Origin of the sequence: Nonomuraea basaltis (genome assembly GCF_005893125.1) — a bacterium.
GTDB lineage: Bacteria > Actinomycetota > Actinomycetes > Streptosporangiales > Streptosporangiaceae > Nonomuraea > Nonomuraea basaltis.
This window is the reverse complement of the sequence record NZ_VCJS01000009.1, coordinates 70572-87388: the sequence shown is the minus strand read 5'-3', so window position 1 is coordinate 87388 and position 16817 is coordinate 70572. Positions and strand designations below refer to the sequence as shown.

15 protein-coding genes are annotated in these 16817 nt (G+C 69.7%); 10 read left to right on the top strand and 5 right to left on the bottom strand.

What is annotated here, in order from left to right:
• Positions 1-16: 16 nt before the first annotated feature.
• From EJK15_RS06355 to EJK15_RS06340, 4 genes are read left to right on the top strand one after another with little or no spacing between them, the layout of a single operon-like run.
• Positions 17-1843, top strand: a complete 1827-nt coding sequence (locus EJK15_RS06355; RefSeq protein WP_206060687.1) for a non-ribosomal peptide synthetase — start codon at positions 17-19, stop codon at positions 1841-1843.
• Positions 1827-3098: a cytochrome P450 gene (locus tag EJK15_RS06350; protein WP_138709419.1), complete on the top strand. Its 1272-nt coding sequence runs from the start codon at positions 1827-1829 to the stop codon at positions 3096-3098. Before EJK15_RS06355 ends, EJK15_RS06350 begins: the two co-directional genes overlap by 17 nt.
• Positions 3099-3130: 32 nt before the next feature.
• On the top strand, positions 3131-3871 hold the full coding sequence (locus EJK15_RS06345) for a thioesterase II family protein (protein ID WP_138709418.1): 741 nt from the start codon (positions 3131-3133) through the stop codon (positions 3869-3871).
• 14 nt (positions 3872-3885) lie between these two features.
• Positions 3886-4626 carry a thioesterase II family protein gene (locus EJK15_RS06340; protein ID WP_138709417.1) on the top strand — a complete coding sequence of 247 codons (741 nt, stop codon included), beginning with the start codon at positions 3886-3888 and terminating at the stop codon, positions 4624-4626.
• A gap of 83 nt (positions 4627-4709) precedes the next feature.
• On the opposite strand, the gene EJK15_RS06335 is transcribed toward EJK15_RS06340, so the two are convergent.
• A complete protein-coding gene (locus EJK15_RS06335) occupies positions 4710-5939 on the bottom strand; it encodes a cytochrome P450 (protein WP_138709416.1) in 1230 nt (409 codons plus the stop codon).
• 142 nt (positions 5940-6081) lie between these two features.
• Here EJK15_RS06335 and EJK15_RS06330 point away from each other — a divergent pair, with 142 nt between their 5' ends.
• Complete coding sequence (locus EJK15_RS06330; protein ID WP_138709415.1) at positions 6082-6624, top strand: DinB family protein; 543 nt, start codon at positions 6082-6084, stop codon at positions 6622-6624.
• Between the two features lie 35 nt (positions 6625-6659).
• On the opposite strand, the gene EJK15_RS06325 is transcribed toward EJK15_RS06330, so the two are convergent.
• A complete protein-coding gene (locus EJK15_RS06325) occupies positions 6660-7781 on the bottom strand; it encodes an aminotransferase class I/II-fold pyridoxal phosphate-dependent enzyme (RefSeq protein WP_206060686.1) in 1122 nt (373 codons plus the stop codon).
• Positions 7782-7947: 166 nt separating this feature from the next.
• Here EJK15_RS06325 and EJK15_RS06320 point away from each other — a divergent pair, with 166 nt between their 5' ends.
• From EJK15_RS06320 to EJK15_RS06300, 5 genes are all read left to right on the top strand, one after another.
• The gene (locus EJK15_RS06320) at positions 7948-9084 is read left to right on the top strand and encodes a winged helix DNA-binding domain-containing protein (RefSeq protein ID WP_138709413.1); all 1137 of its coding nucleotides are present in this window, start codon (positions 7948-7950) and stop codon (positions 9082-9084) included.
• Positions 9085-9165: 81 nt separating this feature from the next.
• The gene (locus EJK15_RS06315; RefSeq protein ID WP_206060685.1) at positions 9166-10362 is read left to right on the top strand and encodes a cytochrome P450; all 1197 of its coding nucleotides are present in this window, start codon (positions 9166-9168) and stop codon (positions 10360-10362) included.
• 13 nt (positions 10363-10375) lie between these two features.
• A complete protein-coding gene (locus EJK15_RS06310; protein ID WP_138709411.1) occupies positions 10376-11485 on the top strand; it encodes a branched-chain amino acid aminotransferase in 1110 nt (369 codons plus the stop codon).
• A gap of 119 nt (positions 11486-11604) precedes the next feature.
• Entirely contained in the window at positions 11605-12762 is a 1158-nt protein-coding gene (locus tag EJK15_RS06305) for an aminotransferase (RefSeq protein ID WP_138709410.1), read from the top strand.
• Positions 12763-13577: 815 nt separating this feature from the next.
• Positions 13578-14093, top strand: coding sequence for a helix-turn-helix transcriptional regulator (locus EJK15_RS06300; protein ID WP_206060684.1), 516 nt, complete (start codon positions 13578-13580; stop codon positions 14091-14093).
• Positions 14094-14169: 76 nt separating this feature from the next.
• Here EJK15_RS06300 and EJK15_RS06295 read toward each other — a convergent pair whose 3' ends face one another.
• The 3 genes from EJK15_RS06295 to vioD are packed head-to-tail and all read right to left on the bottom strand — an operon-like array spanning position 14170 to position 16816.
• Positions 14170-14850 (bottom strand): 4'-phosphopantetheinyl transferase family protein, encoded by a 681-nt coding sequence (locus tag EJK15_RS06295; protein ID WP_138709408.1) that lies wholly within the window; start codon positions 14848-14850, stop codon positions 14170-14172.
• Positions 14847-15686, bottom strand: a complete 840-nt coding sequence (locus tag EJK15_RS06290) for a metallophosphoesterase family protein (RefSeq protein ID WP_138709407.1) — start codon at positions 15684-15686, stop codon at positions 14847-14849. Before EJK15_RS06290 ends, EJK15_RS06295 begins: the two co-directional genes overlap by 4 nt.
• On the bottom strand, positions 15683-16816 hold the full coding sequence (gene vioD, locus EJK15_RS06285; RefSeq protein WP_171074143.1) for a capreomycidine synthase: 1134 nt from the start codon (positions 16814-16816) through the stop codon (positions 15683-15685). The genes EJK15_RS06290 and vioD overlap by 4 nt, the downstream gene beginning before the upstream one ends.
• Position 16817: the final 1 nt, after the last annotated feature.

Sequence of the window (16817 nt, the reverse complement as noted above, 5' to 3'; positions counted from 1 at the left end):
TTCGATGGGAGCGGCGATGACCGACAGCGGAACACCACGGTGCGTCCACGAGATGGTGGCCGAGCAGTGCGCGCGGACGCCGGACCGGGTCGCGGTCAGCTTCCGCGGCCACACCCTGACCTACGGGGAGCTCGATCGATCTGCGGAGGCCATGGCGCGGCGCCTGCGGGCGACCGGTGTCGGCGGCGGGGCGGTGGTGGCGGTGGTCCTGGGCCGCACGCCGGAGCTCATCGTCACCCTGACCGGGATCCTCAAGGCGGGTGGTGCCTACCTCTACCTCGATCCGGCCGAACCTTCCGAGCAGCGGGCGCGGATCGTGAGCGACGCGCGGGCGCGCTTCGCCGTCGTCGGATCGCAGTTTCACGACCAGGCGCCGGACGTGGCGCACGTCCTGCCGTACGACGTCACTGAGCCTGAGGTGAACGAGCCCGTCACCGCGCCTGAGACGCACCCGGACACCCCCGCCTACGTCTGCTACACCTCGGGCTCCACCGGCGAGCCCAAGGGCGTCGTCGTCCCCCACCGCGCGGTCTGGCGGCTGATCAACGCGCCCACCTGGATCGACGTGCGTGACGACGACGTCTTTCTGCAGCTGACCCGGGTCGGGTTCGACGTCTCCACCTTCGAGATCTGGATGCCCCTGGTGCGGGGTTGCCGGCTCGCGCTCGCGCCGACCGGGCACGCCGACCTGGCGGAGATCGTGGCGACGCTCCGCGACGAAGGGGTCAGCGTGTTGTGGCTGACCACCGGCCTGTTCCACAAGATCGTCACACACCACCTCGACGGCCTGAACGGCATCCGCCACCTGCTGGCCGGCGGCGACGTCCTGTCCCCCGCGCACGTGCAGAGGGTGATGGCCGCCTACCCCGGCCTCGTCTTCACCAACGGCTACGGGCCCACGGAGAACACCACGTTCAGCACGTGCTGGACGACTCGCACGAGCGGCTCGGCCGCGCGCGTGCCCATCGGCGTGCCGATCGACGGCAGCACCGCCGTCGTGCTGGACGAGCGGCTCAGGCCCGTCGCTGACGGGGACGTCGGCGAGTTGTGGGTCGGCGGGAACGGCGTCGCCACCGGCTACCTGAACCGGCCCGGCGCCACGGCCGAACGGTTCGTCGCCGACCCCGACCCGGCGGCGCCGCCGGGCAGCCGGATGTACCGCACCGGCGACCTCGCGCGCCGGTCCGAGGACGGCACGCTCGACTACCTCGGCCGCTCCGACCGGCAGGTCAAAATCCGCGGCTACCGGGTCGAGCTGAGCACGGTGGAGATGGAGCTGCTACGCCAGCCGGGCGTCGAGCAGGCCGCGGTCGTCACCCGCACCAACGGGGCCGGTGACACCCGGCTCATCGCCTACGTGGCCGTGGGGGAGATGGACCCGGCCGAATGGACCTCCTTCGGTACGGCGCTGCGGGAGAAGCTGCTGGGAACCGTCCCCGCCCACCTCGTGCCCTGGGCCGTCATCGTGGTCAGCGACATCCCGCTCAACCCCAACGGCAAGGTGGACCGCTCCGCGCTGCCCACTGAGAAGATCCCGCGCAACGTCTGGAACGACTACGTCGAGCCGAGCGGCCCGGTCGAGGACCGCCTGGCCGCGATCTGGAGCGACGCGCTGGACGTCGAGCCGATCGGGGTGCAGGACAACTTCTTTGACCTGGGCGGGCACTCGCTGCTGGCCGCCGAGCTGCTCTCCGCGCTGCAGCAGGAGTTCGACGTCAACCTGCCGGCCCGCATCCTGTACCTGCGGCCGACGATCGCCGCCCTCGCCGAGGAGCTGCACCCGAGACGAGAGCCGCCGGAAACGCCGCCCGGGAAGGAGAGCGCGGATGCAGCAACCCAGTAGCGCCGCCGACGAGCAGGTCGCGCCCGGATGCCCGGTCACCGCGGCCGCGCAGGGGCTGGCCGATCCGATGCTCTACGCCGACCTCGACTTCCGCTTCCGTTCGACCTGGGAGCGCCTCCGGGAACTGGACCACCTGGAGTGGCAGCAGGCCGACGAGCGGAACGGGTTCTGGTCGGTGGTGAAGTACCACGACGCCGACCGCGTGCTGCGCGACGCCCAGACCTTCACCTCCGAGCGGGGCACGCTGCTGAACATCCTCGGCGTCGAGGACCCGGCGGGCGGACGGCAGATCGCCGCGACCGATCCGCCCCGGCACACGATCATGCGGGCCCGCCTGCAGAAGGCCCTGGCCATCAAGGCGATCGAGGCCCAGCACCAGCTGATCCGCGACCTGGTCCTTGAGGTGATCGGCCCGCTCGGCGACGGCGGTCCCTTCGACTTCGCCCAGGCGATGCTGGCCCTGCCGGTGGCGGTGGGCGGTGAGTCGATGGGCCTGCCGCGTGCCGACTGGCCGCGGCTCGGTCACCTGCTCAACGCCTCGATCGCGGCCGAGGACCCTGAGTACCGGGTGCCCGGTGGCGGCCAGGCCACCCTCGACCAGGCGCACCGCGAGTTGTTCGCCTACTTCCAGGACATCTACAAGGAGCGCCGCCGCAACCTCGGCGACGACCTGATCAGCATCCTGATCACCACCGAGGTGGACGGCCGGACCATGACGCCCGGCGAGGTCATGTCCAACTGCTACAGCGTCCTGCTCGGCGCGGTCGTCACCACCCCGCACTCACCCAACTACATGATGACCGAGCACATCGGCGACGGCCTGCTGGACACCTGGGCGGCCGACCTGAGCGTCACTCCCACCGCCGTCGAGGAGGGGCTGCGCCTGGCCTCCCCGGTCAGCCACTTCATGCGGTATGCCGTCCAGGACACCGAGGTGCGCGGGACGAAGATCAAGGCCGGCGAGGCGGTGGTCACCTGGCTCGGCGCGGCCAACCGCGACGAGGAGGCCTTCCCGGATGCCGAGCGGTTCGACCTGCGCCGCAGGCCCAACAAGCATGTCGCCTTCGGGATCGGCCCGCACTACTGCGTCGGCCACACCGTCGCCCGGGTCACCCTGCGGATCCTGTTCAACGAGCTGCTCTCGCGCTTCACCGCCTTCGAGCCGGCCGGCGAGCCCGTCCGCCTGCAGTCGAACTTCATCTCCGGTTACAAGCACCTGCCGATCACGGCGCGGGCGGTCAAGCCCGCCGCCTGACCCCGACCCGCTCGACTCCCGGAGGGCCGCACATGCCTCAACGCCCGAACCAGCGGAACCCGTGGCTGCCACACCGGCCATCGGCTGCGGCGACGGGCCGGATCTTCCTGATCCCGTACTCGGGCTGCGGCGCCAGCATGTACCGCCAGTGGCCGCACCAGCACGACGGCGTCGAGTTCCTCCCGGTCGAGCTGCCCGGCCACGAGACCCGCTTCGCCGAGCCGAACTTCGACTCCTACCAGGAGCTGGCCAAGCTCATGGTGATCGGGCTCGAACCCTGTCTTGACGTCCCGTTCGGCTTCTTCGGCCACTGCGGGTCGGCGCTGGCCGCCTACGAGGTGTCGGCGGAGCTGGTGCGGACCGGGATGCCGGCGCCGGCCCGGGTGTACGTCTCGTCCGAGGTGGCCCCCCAGGACGGGCCCGCCGGCAGGTTCCTGTCGATGGACGACGACGAGCTCGGCGCCGAGCTGGAGAAGCTGATCCGCGAGCTCGGCGGCAAGCCCAGCGCCGAGCTGATCGCCCTCTACCTCGAGGTGCTGCGGGCCGACGTCGAGACCAACAAGCGTTACGTGATGCCCGACCCGTTCCGCCTGTCCTGCCCGATCACCGCGATCGGCTGGAGCCAGGACGACGAGATCCCGTTCTCGACCATGGGCGGATGGGGGGAGTGCGGCGAGACGACGTCCGTGCTCCTGGAGGGACGCCATCACCGGTTCATCGAGGCGCCCGCTGAACTGCTCGACCTGCTGTGCTCCGGGCTCAGGACGTCATAGGGAAGGACGGCCACGTGCAGGACTGCGATCGCCGCTGGCTCAAACGTTTCGGGCGTAGCGCGCCCGCCGAAGTACAGTTGCTGTGCTTTCACCACGCGGGCGGCAGCGCGGCGATGTACCGGCACTGGCCGCGGCTGATGCCGCACTTCGTCGAGCCGATCGCGGTGCAGCTGCCGGGTCGGGCCGACAGGTTCGCCGAGCCGCCCTACGACAGGATGGCGCCGCTCGTCGACGAGCTCATCGAGATGATCAAGCCCCTGCTCGACCGCCCGTTCGCCTGCTATGGCGTCAGCATGGGGGCCAGGGTGGCCTGGGCGCTCGCGCACGAGTTGCGCGAGCGCGCGATGCCGATGCCGAGCATGATGTTCGTGGCGGCCAGTGCCTCGCCCTGCTTCGACGACGGCACCTGGGCCTGGGAGGGGCGCGACGACGGCCTGGAGGGCTACGTCCGTGAGATGGGCGGCACCCCGGCCGAGGTCCTCGCCGAGCCGGAGCTGCTCGCGGGCCTGCTGCCCACGCTGGACGCCGACCTGACCGTGCTCAGCACGCACGGCTTCCGCCCGCTGACGCCGCTGGAGGTGCCGATCCGCGCGTTCGCCGGCACCGAGGACCCAGAGGCGCCCCCTGAGCAGATGGACGGCTGGCGAGCCGAGACGTCCGTGCGCTTCGACCTCGACCCGGTGCCCGGCGGGCACTTCTTCGACTCCGACGGCGAGCACCAAGTGATCCGGGCCATCAGCCACGACCTGGCGTGATCCCGGCCTTTTCCGCAAAAAGCCTGCTGCCCAAAGGGCCCTGTTCTAAGGGCCCGCCGTACCCAATGGCCTCCAAAGCGCGATCAACGGCGGCGGGTCACTTTGCACGGCAGGGATGCGAACCCGCGCTGGTGCGGAGAGTGCGATCGATGGGCGTGGGCCATGTCGATCTCGTAGCCCGACACCAGCGCGCCGATCTCCTCGAGGGCGATCTTCATCTCCAGCTTGGCGAGCGCGGCCCCGAGGCAGTGGTGCGGCCCATGGCCGAAGCTGATCATCCGCTTGGTGTCGCGGTCCAGGTCGAAGGTGTCGGGGTCGGCGAAGACGCGCCTGTCACGGTTGGCCGAGGCGGGCAGGATCGCCATCCGGGCACCCGCGGGCAGCCGGGTCCCGTGGATGACCGTCTCCTCGGTGAGCACCCGCGCCACCATCTGGCTCGACGAGTCGTAACGCAGCGTCTCGTTGACCCAGTCCTCCGCGCGCCCGTTGAGACCCGCCCGCTGCACGTCCGGGCGGAGCCAGCCGTGGTACCAGGCGTTGCCGAGCGTCTTGCCGGTGGACTCGTTGCCCGCGCCGATCATCACGAACAGGAACGCGACGATCTGCGCGTCGGTGAGCTTGACCCCGTCGACCTCCCCCTGGATCAGCGTCGAGGTCAGATCGTCGCCAGGGCGGCGGCGCAGTTTCCCGACCAAGCCGGCGAAGCGGCCGGCCAGGCGCAGGGCCGCGGTCATCGAGGTCGCGCTGCGCCCGTCCGAGCCGTTCTGGCGGTAGTTCAGCTGGTCGGTGTCCACGCGTACCTGGTCCCACTCGGCGGCGGGGATGCCCAGCATCTCGCAGAGGACGTCGTTCGGCAGCGGAGCGGCGAAGTCGGCGGCGAAGTCGAACGTCGGCTGGTCCCACAGCGACCTCAGCCGGGCACGCGCGAGCTCCCGGATCCGGGGTTCGAGCGCGGCCACCCGGCGGGGGGTGAAGGCGGAGGTCACCAGGCCGCGGTAGACGCCGTGCTCGGGCGGGTCCATGGCGAGGAAGAAGCTGGTCTTCCTCGCCTGCGGCCCCCACAGCTCCGGCTCCAGCGAGATACCGTGCCCGTTGGAGAAACGGACCGGATCGCGCAGCGCGGCGTGGACGTCGGCATGGCGGGACAGCGCCCAGAAGTCGCGTTCCTCGTTCCGGTAGACCGGCGCGTGCTCGCGCATCCACGCGTAGACAGGGTGCGGATCCTCCTGCACCTTGTAGTCGAACGGGTCGTAGTGACGCGAGGCCACCGCGTCCTCGGGCCCGTCGGGGATGGTCAGGCCGTCTGTACCCATCAACACCACTCCACTGCTGTCACGGCGAATGTACGGCGGGCCGCGGCGACCCGTCGCGTCCCCAGAACCGGGGGCCCACCGTGGGAGGAACGGCGAGAACTTCTAGCCCGGCGACGAGCTCCGCCCAGTAAACTCGCCGCCTATGAGCAGCCACGTGGACGAGTACGGCCGGCCGTCTCCGCCCCTCGCCGGCGATGAGAGCGCGACCCTGCTGGGATTCCTCGACTACCAGCGCGCGACGCTGGCCTGGAAGTGCGGAGGACTGGACGCGGCCGGGCTGAAGGCGACCGTCGGCGTCACCTCGATGACCCTGGGCGGAATGCTCAAGCATTTGGCCTATGTGGAGGACGACTGGTTCACTCGATGGCTGCACGGGCGCGACCGGCCCGCCCCGTGGAACACGGTGGACTGGGGCGCCGACCCCGACTGGGAGTGGAACTCCGCCGCGGCCGACACCTCCGAGGAGCTCTTCGCGCTGTGGGAGAACTCCGTGTCCCGCTCCCGTGTGGCGATCGGCGAGGCGCTGGCCGACGGCGGCCTCGACCGGCTGGCCCGGCGCACCTGGGCCAACGGCCAGGCGCCGAGCCTGCGGTGGATCCTGTGCCACATGATCGAGGAGTACGCGCGGCACAACGGCCATGCTGATCTCATCCGGGAGTCGGTGGACGGGCAGACGGGGGAGTAGGCCCGGGAGGCTCCGCCGTACCCCTGAAGGCATGATCAGCGGGGCGGCGCGGTCGCCGTCGTCGCGGACAGCTCCCGATACGACTGCACCAGCCGCTGCGCCGCCGCCTCCACCGTGGTGTACGGCCGCGCCAGCGACACCCGGATGTAGCGCAGGCCGCCGTTCGGGTCGGCCCAGTGGAACGGCGCGCACGGCAGCACGTGAACCCCGCGCGCGACCATGTCCTTGTACAACAGCGAGGAGTCCGGCCCGTGCGGGGGCAGCTCGATCCGCGCGACGCTGATCTGCGAGTCCGGGTCGGCCAGGCACAGACCGGCCTCGGCGATCGTGTCCTTCAGCACGGCGCGATTGCGCTTCACCACGGCCTGGGCGCGCTCGTAGCCGCCGTCGACCCAGTCGCGGGCCAGGGCGGTGGCCAGCAGCAGGACGACCGGCGAGGCGGACAGCAGCGACTCGGAGAACGCCCGCTCGATGGGCAGCTTCGTGCGCTCGCTGTAGGCCAGCATCCCGACCTTGAGCTCGTGCGTCGGCCACAACTTGCCGGTGTCCTCGATGACGATCCAGTCGGCGCCGGCGTCGTCGAGGACCGCGTAGGTGTCGTACTGGGCGTCGCGGACCTGCCCTCGGAAGCTGGCGTCGACGATGACCAGCTGGTCGTGGCTCGCGGCGTGCTCGGCCAGCGACCTGAGATGGCCCTCCGGAGTGATCAGCCCGGTCGGGTTGTTCGGGTGCGTCGCGACGATCGCGCTCACCGGTGGCTCCGGCCAGTCCATGTCCATGAGCGCTTTCTCGGACAACGGCACCAGCTTCAGCCCACGGGTGACAAAGAGGTCGGCGATGTTGTCGAAGGTGGGATGCAGCACCGCGATGGTCGAGCCGACCGGCAGCGCCCGCGCCACGATGTCCGTGGCGAGCGTTGAGGAGTAGCAGCTCAGGATGCGCCCTGATCCGATGGGAGCGCTGTGCTGCCCGATCGCGCGCAGGAACGTGCCGTGCGCCTCGCGCTCGATGTCGGGGAAAGGACGGCGTGAGGCTTCGGCGAACATCTCCGGAACCCTCGCGACGATGGCCGCCTGCTCCGCGGAGAGAACGAGCCTCGCGTGGCCGTCGGTTAGGTTGAGGCCGCCATCGATGTCGGTCAGTGCGTCAACTTCCATCGTGGTGAGGTTGCCAACCTCAATCATGTGTGGGCCTCCCAGCGGCATGACATCGGTGTACGCGGCAAATGCCGCTGCATCGGGAAGCCTAGGCGGCGGCAAATCCGTGTACCTGTCCCCTCTACTGGGGACCCACCTGTGGCTTACCAGCTGAGACAATTCCCTAATGAAGGTCACAGCACGGGCCATCAACCGGGCCACGCTCGCCCGGCAACTGCTGCTGCGACGGGAGCCGCTCAGCGTCGCCGACGCGATGCACCGGGTGATGGCCTTGCAGGCGCAGCACGCGGCCTCGCCGTACCTGGCGATGTGGAACCGGATCATCGACCTGGACCCCGCCGACGTCGACGCCGCCTTCGCCGATTACACGGTCGTCAAGGGGACGCTGATGCGGATGACCCTGCACGCCGTGCACACCGACGACTACGCGGCCTTCCGCGACGCCATCGAGCCGACGATGTACGCCACCCACCTGAACGGCCGCTTCACCCCGGCCGGGCTCACCCTCGACGCCGGCAGGGCGCTCGTGCGGGATCTGCTGGAGTTCGCCGATCAGCCGCGGACCGGCGAGGAGCTGAAGGCCTGGCTCGAACCACGCTGCGGCGCTGTGTCCCCGACCGGCGTGTGGGCGATCCTGCGGTCGTACACGCCGATGCAGCGCGTGCCCACCGGGGGCCCGTGGTCGTTCACCTCACGCTCGACCTACATCGCGGCGCGGACGCGGCCCGTGCTCGACCTGGAGGCCTCAGCCAAGGCGCTGGAGGCGCTGGTGCTGCGCTACCTGGCGGCGTTCGGACCGGCGACGGTGGCCGACATCGCGCAGTTCGCCCTGGTCCAGCAGGCCAGGGTCAAGGCCGCATTGCGTGAGATGGACGGCGCCGTCGAGCGGATGGAGGGCCCCGACGGCAAGGCGGTGTTCGACCTGCCCGGCGCGCCGCGCCCGGCCGAGGACACGGCGGCCCCGCCCCGGCTGATGGCCATGTGGGACAACACGCTGCTGGCCCACGTCGATCGCAACCGCCTCATCCCGCCCGAGTACCGCAGGCTGGTCATCCGCTCCAACGGCGACGTGCTCCCCACTCTGCTGGTCGACGGCTACGTGGCCGGCGTGTGGCGCCCTGCCGAGGGAGGAATCGAAGCGGCCGCCTTCCACGACCTGCCCGGCGAGGTCTGGGAGGAGTTCGCCGCCGAGGCCGGGGCGCTCGTGGCGCTGCTCGCCGACCGCGAGCCGCATCCCTACCGCCGCTACGACAGTTGGTGGAGCAAACTGCCCGGGGTGGAGACGCGGCTGCTCGCCGGGTAGCCCCTGGTTCGGGTGACAGGAAACGCCCATGGCATGTGCGTACCTTCCGAGTATCGCGGCCTTCGCACTGGAGTTGTCTACATGCGCGTCTATGACCCGTTCTCCTATCGGATTCACGAGGACCCGTACCCGGTGTACGCCTGGATGCGTGAGCACGCGCCCCTGTGGCACAGCACCGAGCGCGACTTCTGGGCCCTGTCCCGCTACGACGACGTCCTGTCCGCGCTGCGGAACCCGGCTCTGTTCTCCAGTCGCAACGGCATCTCCCTGGAGCCGGACCTGTGGGGTCCTGAAGCGGTCAAGACCAGCTTCTTCCTCGCCATGGACCCTCCCGAGCACGGCACGATGCGCCGCCTGCTGGGGAACACGTTCAAGCCGCGCTGGGTCGCCTTGCTCGAACCGAGGGTCCGCGAGCTGACGCGCGCGAGGCTGGCGCCATTACGGGACGGCGGCACCTTCGACTTCGCCGCCGACTTCGCCGCCGCGCTGCCGAACGACGTCATGTGCGAGGTCGTCGGGATACCCGCCGCCGACCGGGAGCGCATCCGCGCCGACAACGACCTGCTGAACCACTGCGAGGACGGCACCGACAAGAGGTCCAGGGCCACCATCGGCGCGGGGCTGCGCCTGGCCCTCTACTACGTCAGCCTGGTCAACGATCGGCGCAAGCATCCTCGAGACGACCTCACCTCGGCCATGATCGAGGCGCGGGCCGACGGTGAGGCGCTCACGGACGCGCAGCTCGTCGCCTTCCTCTTCCTGCTCGTCAGCGCCACCAACGAGTCGACCGGCAAGCTGATCGGCAACGCCTGGTACCACGGCTGGCGCCTTCCCGACATCGGGCGCGCGGGCCTGGACGGGCGGGCGGAGGACTGGGGGAACGAGACGCTGCGCTACGACTCGCCGAGCCAGATGATGGCGAGGACGCTCACCGAGGACACGACCATCCACGGCACCCGCCTGCCGAAGGGCGCCCGGGTGGCCCTGCTGCCCGCGTCGGCGAACCGCGACGAGCGGGTCTTCCCCGACCCTGACACCTTCGACCTGGACCGCAACACGAGCAAGCACATCGGCTACGGTCACGGTCCGCACTACTGCCTCGGCGCGGCGCTGGCCCAGCTGGAGATCACGGTCGCTCTGCAGGAGGTCGGCGCACTGGTGTCGGACTACGACATCGACATGTCCAGGGCACGCCGCGTCCACTCGCCGCACCAGCGCGGGTTCGCCTCGCTGCCCTCCGAGATCAAGCGCCGCCCGAAGCCGTTGGCCGTCGTCTGAGGAGAACTGCCCCATGAGCGCCTCCCCCCACTTCGAGATCCGTCCAAGCGACCACCCCGTGCCGGACGCCGAGCGGGAGGCGGTCCTCGCCTCCCCGGGGTTCGGTGAACACTTCACCGACCACATGGTCACCCTGCGGTGGTCCGCGGAACACGGCTGGCACGACGGGTGCCTCGAACCGTACGGGCCGCTGAGCCTCGACCCGGCCACCGTCGTGTTCCACTACGCCCAGGAGTTCTTCGAGGGCATGAAGGCCTACCGCCAGGAGAGCGGGGCCATCGTGCTGTTCAGGCCGATGGAGAACGCCGCCAGGTTCAACAGGACCGCGCGGCGGCTGGCGATGCCCGAGCTGCCCGAGGACACCTTTATCCGCATGCTGGAGCTGCTGATCGCCCAGGAGCGGAGTTGGGTGCCCAGCGGCGACGGCTACAGCCTGTACTTGCGCCCGTTCATGATCGCGACCCAGCGCGGCCTCGGCTTCACCTTGCCCTCGCGCAGCTACCTGCTCTGCGCCATCGCCTCGCCGGCGACCTATCTCGGCGGAGGCGCACCGAAACCGCTCAGCGTATGGCTGTCCGAGGACTACACACGCGCCGCTCCCGGCGGAACAGGCGAGGTCAAGGCGGCGTGCAACTACGCCCCCGCCTTCGCCGCCCAGCGGCACGCGGTGTCCCAGGGATGTGACCAGGTGGTCTGGCTGGACGCCGCGGAGCACGTCTGGGTGGAGGAGATGGGCGGGATGAACCTGTTCTTCGTCTACGCAGCCAAGGACTGCGGCCGCCCGCGGATCATGACGCCCGCGTTGACCGGGACACTGCTGCCCGGGGTGACCCGCGACTCGCTGCTTCAGCTCGCGCCCACGCTCGCCCTCGACGCCGAGGAGGGGCGGATCTCAGTCGGTCAGTGGCGGCGGCAGTGCGAGTCGGGCGAGCTCACCGAGGTGTTCGCCTGCGGCACGGCGGCGACTGTGGTGCCTGTCGGCAAGGTCAGGAGCGCGTCGGGCGACTGGCTCGTCGGTGACGGCGAGGCGGGTCCCGTCACGCTCAGGCTCCGGGAGGCCCTCATGGGCATTCAGTACGGGCGCGATCCCGACCCGTTTACCTGGATTCACAAGGTTTGTTAGCCCATTTGGGGCGGTACCACGGTGTGCATCGACCGCAATGTCCCCTGAAGGGGGGAATGGCCGCACCGCTTGGTGGCGGAGAGGCTCAGCGCAGTCAAGCATGTGAAGGGAGCATCCCCTTGCGACTGAATCCCAGGACGGTCCATCAGATCGACTCGCCGTTCGGCGCGGCATACGCGCTCCTAGACCACCGGCGCAAGAACGGTGAGCTGCTCGACCTGGCCCAGGCGGCACCGCAGTATCCGACCGCGCCCGCGGTGGTCGAGCACATCGCCTCCATCGCGCGAGACACCCACGGCGGCGACTACGTGGAGATCGCCGGACTCCCGCACCTGCGTGAGGCCTTCGCCGCCGAACTCTCCCAGGCTTACCGGGGGCAGGTGCGCGAGGAGCACGTCGTCGTCACCGCCGGCTGCAACCAGGCGTTCTGCCTCGTCGTCTCGGCGCTGGCCGATCCCGGCGACGAGGTCATGCTCGCCCTGCCGTACTACCCCAACCACGACATGTGGCTGCGCCTGAACGGGATCAGGCCGGTCTACCTTGAGCACGGACCGGACCTCACGCCGAGCCCGGAGGCGGCGCGGAGTCTGATCACCGAGCGGACCCGGGCGATCGTCCTGGTGACGCCGGGCAATCCCAGCGGGGCGACGGTCGATCCCGCCAGGATCGCGGCCATCGCGGAGGTGGCCAGGCGGCACGGCCTCGCGCTGATCCTCGACGAGACCTACCGCTCCTTCCGCGACACCGGCGAACCGGCCCACAGCCTCTTCTCCGATCCGGAATGGGCGGAGACCCTGGTCAGCCTGCACAGCTTTTCCAAGGACTTCGCCATCCCCGGCTACCGGGTGGGGGCCATGGCCGCCTCGCCGCGGCTCAACCGCGAGGTGATGAAGTTGCTCGACTGCGTGGCCGTCTGCGCTCCGCGGATCGGTCAGGAGGCCGCGTGGGCGGGTCTGAGCATGGCCCAGGAGTGGCGGCGCGAGCGGGCGCGAGAGGCCGCCGACAAGCGGCGCCGGTTCGTGTCCATGATGGAGGAGCGGCCTGGCGGCTTCGAGCTGCTGTCCGCCGGCGCCTTCTTCGGCTGGGTACGCCATCCGTTCGCCGGGCGCTCCACCGAGGACGTCGTCCGCGATCTCGCCATCACGTATGACACGCTGGTCATCCCCGGCACGGCGTTCCAGCCCGACGACCGCGGCATGCTCCGGATCAGCTTCGGCAATGTCGGCCACGCTGCCTTCGACGATTTCGCCAAGCGCCTCGTCGCAGCCGCCGCATGAATGTGACAGCGCCGGGCAGGCCATTCGTCGCAGTGCACATATTACTTGATCTCACAAGGCCATCGGTCGTGATCTGTCATCCGATAATTGAGCGCGGCGCGGTGCCCGCCTCCCAGATTCCACAGCGGAGAATCCTTTTATTGGTTTAATTTGCCATTGCCAGCAAGATTCCGCCCCGTCGATCGCGCGGTTGTTATGCAGGGTCACATGAAATGCGCGGAGAGTGGCAGGAATTCGTGCAGTGGTTGACCATTCCAGGGCTCACCGGGTATCCCCGCGGCTGCGACGCCACATCCGCCGACGCCGCAGGTGGGCGGCGTGGCGCGAGGCCAGTTCGCCGGCTGTCCGCCACCAGGTCCAGGGCCGGTTTCGCCGCGGCGGCAGCGTCCCACGCCGTGATCACAAGGACCTGTCGTGACCGTAACCGGACGACGCCGTTGCACGGTGATGAAGATCTCCGCTTTACGTCCCCAAAGCCCCGTCAGCAAACCCAAACAAGCAATGTAGAAAATTGTAGGAAGACGTGAAAACCTAGGTAAGAGGGGTATATAGTTACCCATGATGAATCACTCTCCTCACGCTGCTGGACTGGCGTAGCCTACGGGGGCATTGTGATTAGAATCGACGTCCTTATCAGTTCGCCTATCTTTCTCGCTGGTCTTGTCCAGGCCCTGACCAGCGCCGGGATCCAAGTAGTGGCAGAGAGAACATCACCCGACGAAGAACCATCCTGGATAGCCGATGCCGCATTGATCGACGTCGACGCCCTTTCGCCAGCCGACGATCTCGCGTACATCGGAGAAGTGGCCAAGTGCATGGAGGTCCTGATCCTGAACGATGGCGCGGCCGACGACGCCGACAGCTACCTGCACGCGGGAGCGTCGGGTGTGATCGGCAAGCGGGAGACGGCGGAACGTGTGGTCTCGGCGGTGCGGGCCGTGACTTCCGGATCCCGGGTCTTCCCCGCGGACCATGGCGGCAGGCCCACCCTCGAACGGACGGAGATGCCCGGCCACCACCTCTCGGGACGGGAGGAGCAGGTGCTCCGCCAGATCTCCCGGGGACTGACCCACGGGCAGATCGCCACCAGACTGGGCATCAGCCCGCACACCGTCGACACCTACGTCAAGCGGATCCGGACCAAGCTCGGAGTGGGCAACAAGGCGGAACTCACCCGGGCAGCCCTGCTCGGCCGGCTGGTCGGAGGCGAGGCCGGCGGCGCCGCCGGGTCCCCGGCGAGGGACCTGGCCCCGGCTCACGACTCCTCGCGGGCCGGGGCCGAGCACCCGCAGTACCAGGACGTATTAGACAGGCCTGGAGCCCTTCCCTAGGCGGTCGGCCCAGCCGGGCCTCTGGCCGGGAGGATGGCGGTCGGTGGGGGAACGCCATGACGCTCCTGCGGTGCCATCACCGCAGGAGGTCAGGGAGTAAGCACGGACCGAGCGCGACCGCGGTGACCGCCAGGCCGTCGCGGACGGCGAAGCGGCCGGTGAGCTCGCGCAGCTCCTTGCCGGCGACGGCCGGTCCCGGCACGAGGAGGCGGGCGACGAACGTCGCCGTCGCCTCATCGAACTCGACGTCGGCGCTCTCGAAGTCGAGGAAGGACCGGGCGAGCGGGAACCACGCCTTGTACACCGACTCCTTCGCGCTGAACAGCAGGCGGTCCCAGGCGATCTTGGGGTTCGCCGCGGCGAGGCCGGCGAGCCTGGCGCGCTCCGCCGGTGTCGCCACGAATTCGAGGATGTCGGGCGGCAGCGGACCATGCGGCTCGGCGTCGATGCCGATGCTGAGGAGGTCAGCCGCCCGCGCCACCGCGGCCGCGCGGTACCCGGCGCAGTGCGTGATGCTGCCCACCACGCCGTCCGGCCAGCGCGGCGCGCCGCGTTCCCCCTTGGGGATCCCGGCCGGAGGCAGCCCGAGCCTGGTGAGACCCGAGCGGGCGAGCTGCCTGGTGGTCGCGAACTCCCGGCGGCGGCACTCCATCGCGCGTGCCATGCACGCCGCCTCCTCCGGGTACAGCCGGAGGCCCGGCGGGTCGTCGAAGGCTTCGAGCGCCACGGCGGCCGGCGGGAGCAAATCCTCGATCACGTCGTGCCGCCGGGAAAGGGCAGGACCTGGCGTGGTCCGGTGGACCTGCCGGGTCTCGACCATTCCTTGGGATAGCCCACGGAGACCTCCATGAACGGCACGCCGTCGTGCCACGTGGTCCTGCGGATGTGCAGGTGGCCGTAGACGACGGCGACGGCGTTGAAGCGGAGATGCCAGTCCGCGGTGCGCTCCGTGCCGCACCACTGCGCGAACTGCGGATACCGCAGCACGCTCGTCGGATCCCGCACCAACGGATAGTGGTTCACCAGCACCGTCGGGACGCTGGGATCCAGTCCGGCCAGGCGCTGCTCGGTCTCCTTGACGCGCGCCTCGCACCAGGCCTCCCTGCTGACGTACGGATCGGGATGGAGCAGCAGCTCGTCCGTGCAGACCACGCCCGACTCGTAGGCGAGCGAGAGCGCCTCCTCCTTCGTGCTCGTCCCCTCGGGGCGGAAGCTGTAGTCGTACAGCAGGAACAACGGCGCCACCGTGACCGGCCCTCCTGGCCCCTCCCAGACCGGGTAGGGGTCCTCGGGGGTGACGACGCCCAGCTCCCTGCACATCTCGACCAGGCCGCGGTAGCGATAGTCGCCACGCGGGGCGTGCGGGTCGCGCGGGAGGGTCCACAGCTCGTGGTTGCCTGGTGTCCAGATCACGCGAGCGAATCGCGCGCTCAGCAGTTCGAGCGCCCACCTGATCTCGCCGACCCGCTCGGCCACGTCGCCGGCCACGATCAGCCAGTCGGCGGGGGAGTTCGGCCAGAGGCCGAGGAGCAGCTCCCGGTTCTCCTTGTTGCCGACGTGCAGGTCGCTGACCGCGAGCAGGGAGCCGGTCACAGGACCTCCGCCATCCGGGTGCTGCCGAGCAGCGCCCGCTGGAGGCACGACAGCCCGGCCGTCAGCTCGGCTGTGGTGCCGCCGAAGCCCAGCCGCGCGAAGCTGACGAAGTCGTCGCCGAAGCACTCGCCGGGCACCAGCAGGACCCGGTCGCGCTCCGCGAGGTGGCGGCACAACGACGTCGCGTCGGGGTGGCCGGGGAACTCGACGAACGCGGTCACCCCGCCGGCGGGCGGGCTCACCCGCACCTGGTCCGGTATCTTCGCCGCCCAGTCCAGCAACAGCCGCAGGTTGGCGTGCGCGTGCTCACGTTGCATGGAGACGATCCGGTCGGCGTTCCTGACCGCCTTCTCCGCGAAGAACTCCAGCACCGGCGAGACGTACAGCGCGATGTAGTCGCGCAGCACCGCCATCCTGGACAGGAGGTCGGGCGGCGCCAGGCACCAGCCGACCCTCAGGCCCGCCATCCCGTAGCTCTTGGAGAAGGTGCCGAACGAGATGCACTTGTCGTAGGAGCCGTTGGGCAGCGGCAGCGGGTCCGCCGTGTACGTAAGCTCGCCGAACGCGTGATCCCACACCAGCCAGGCGCCGACCTCGGCGGCGATCGCCACCAGTTCCCGCTGCTCGGCGGGCGTGATGGAGACGCCCGTGGGGTTGTGCGGGAAGTTCACGACGATCATCCGCGGCCCTGACGCCGCCAGCTTCCTGAGCAGCGGCAGGTCCACGGACCACTCGCGCGGGCGCAGCGGCCATCGGGTGATCCGGCAGCCCAGCCCGGCGGCGATATCGTAGAGCTGCTGGTAGGCGGGGTCGACCACGATCACCTCGTCACCCGGGTCGAGCAACGTGTGCATGACGATGTAGATCGCCTCGCTGGAGCCGTGGGTGACCATCACCCCCTCCACGTCGCCACCCGCCCACCGGTCCGCGAGAGCCGCGCGTAACCTGCTGCCACCGAAGCTCTCGCTGTCGTGGAAGATCATCGAGTCGAGTTCGGACAGCTCGAACCCGCACATCGTGCGCAGCTCCTCGATCGTCAGGTCCCGCACTCCGCTGCTGCCGATGTCGTGGTCGACCTTGTGGTAGTAAAGCCGCATCCATTCCTCAAGCTTGGCCAAGGCGACATCCATG

Bases quoted from the DNA above. Each gene is read 5' to 3' on its own strand.
- EJK15_RS06345 (WP_138709418.1), top strand. From the start codon at position 3,131: ATGCCTCAACGCCCGAACCAGCGGAACCCGTGGCTGCCACACCGGCCA.
- EJK15_RS06325 (WP_206060686.1), bottom strand. From the start codon at position 7,781: ATGGAAGTTGACGCACTGACCGACATCGATGGCGGCCTCAACCTAACC.
- EJK15_RS06330 (WP_138709415.1), top strand. From the start codon at position 6,082: ATGAGCAGCCACGTGGACGAGTACGGCCGGCCGTCTCCGCCCCTCGCC.
- EJK15_RS06315 (WP_206060685.1), top strand. From the start codon at position 9,166: ATGCGCGTCTATGACCCGTTCTCCTATCGGATTCACGAGGACCCGTAC.
- EJK15_RS06350 (WP_138709419.1), top strand. From the start codon at position 1,827: ATGCAGCAACCCAGTAGCGCCGCCGACGAGCAGGTCGCGCCCGGATGC.
- EJK15_RS06335 (WP_138709416.1), bottom strand. From the start codon at position 5,939: ATGGGTACAGACGGCCTGACCATCCCCGACGGGCCCGAGGACGCGGTG.
- EJK15_RS06310 (WP_138709411.1), top strand. From the start codon at position 10,376: ATGAGCGCCTCCCCCCACTTCGAGATCCGTCCAAGCGACCACCCCGTG.
- EJK15_RS06300 (WP_206060684.1), top strand. From the start codon at position 13,578: ATGGAGGTCCTGATCCTGAACGATGGCGCGGCCGACGACGCCGACAGC.
- EJK15_RS06355 (WP_206060687.1), top strand. From the start codon at position 17: ATGACCGACAGCGGAACACCACGGTGCGTCCACGAGATGGTGGCCGAG.
- vioD (WP_171074143.1), bottom strand. From the start codon at position 16,816: ATGGATGTCGCCTTGGCCAAGCTTGAGGAATGGATGCGGCTTTACTAC.
- EJK15_RS06320 (WP_138709413.1), top strand. From the start codon at position 7,948: ATGAAGGTCACAGCACGGGCCATCAACCGGGCCACGCTCGCCCGGCAA.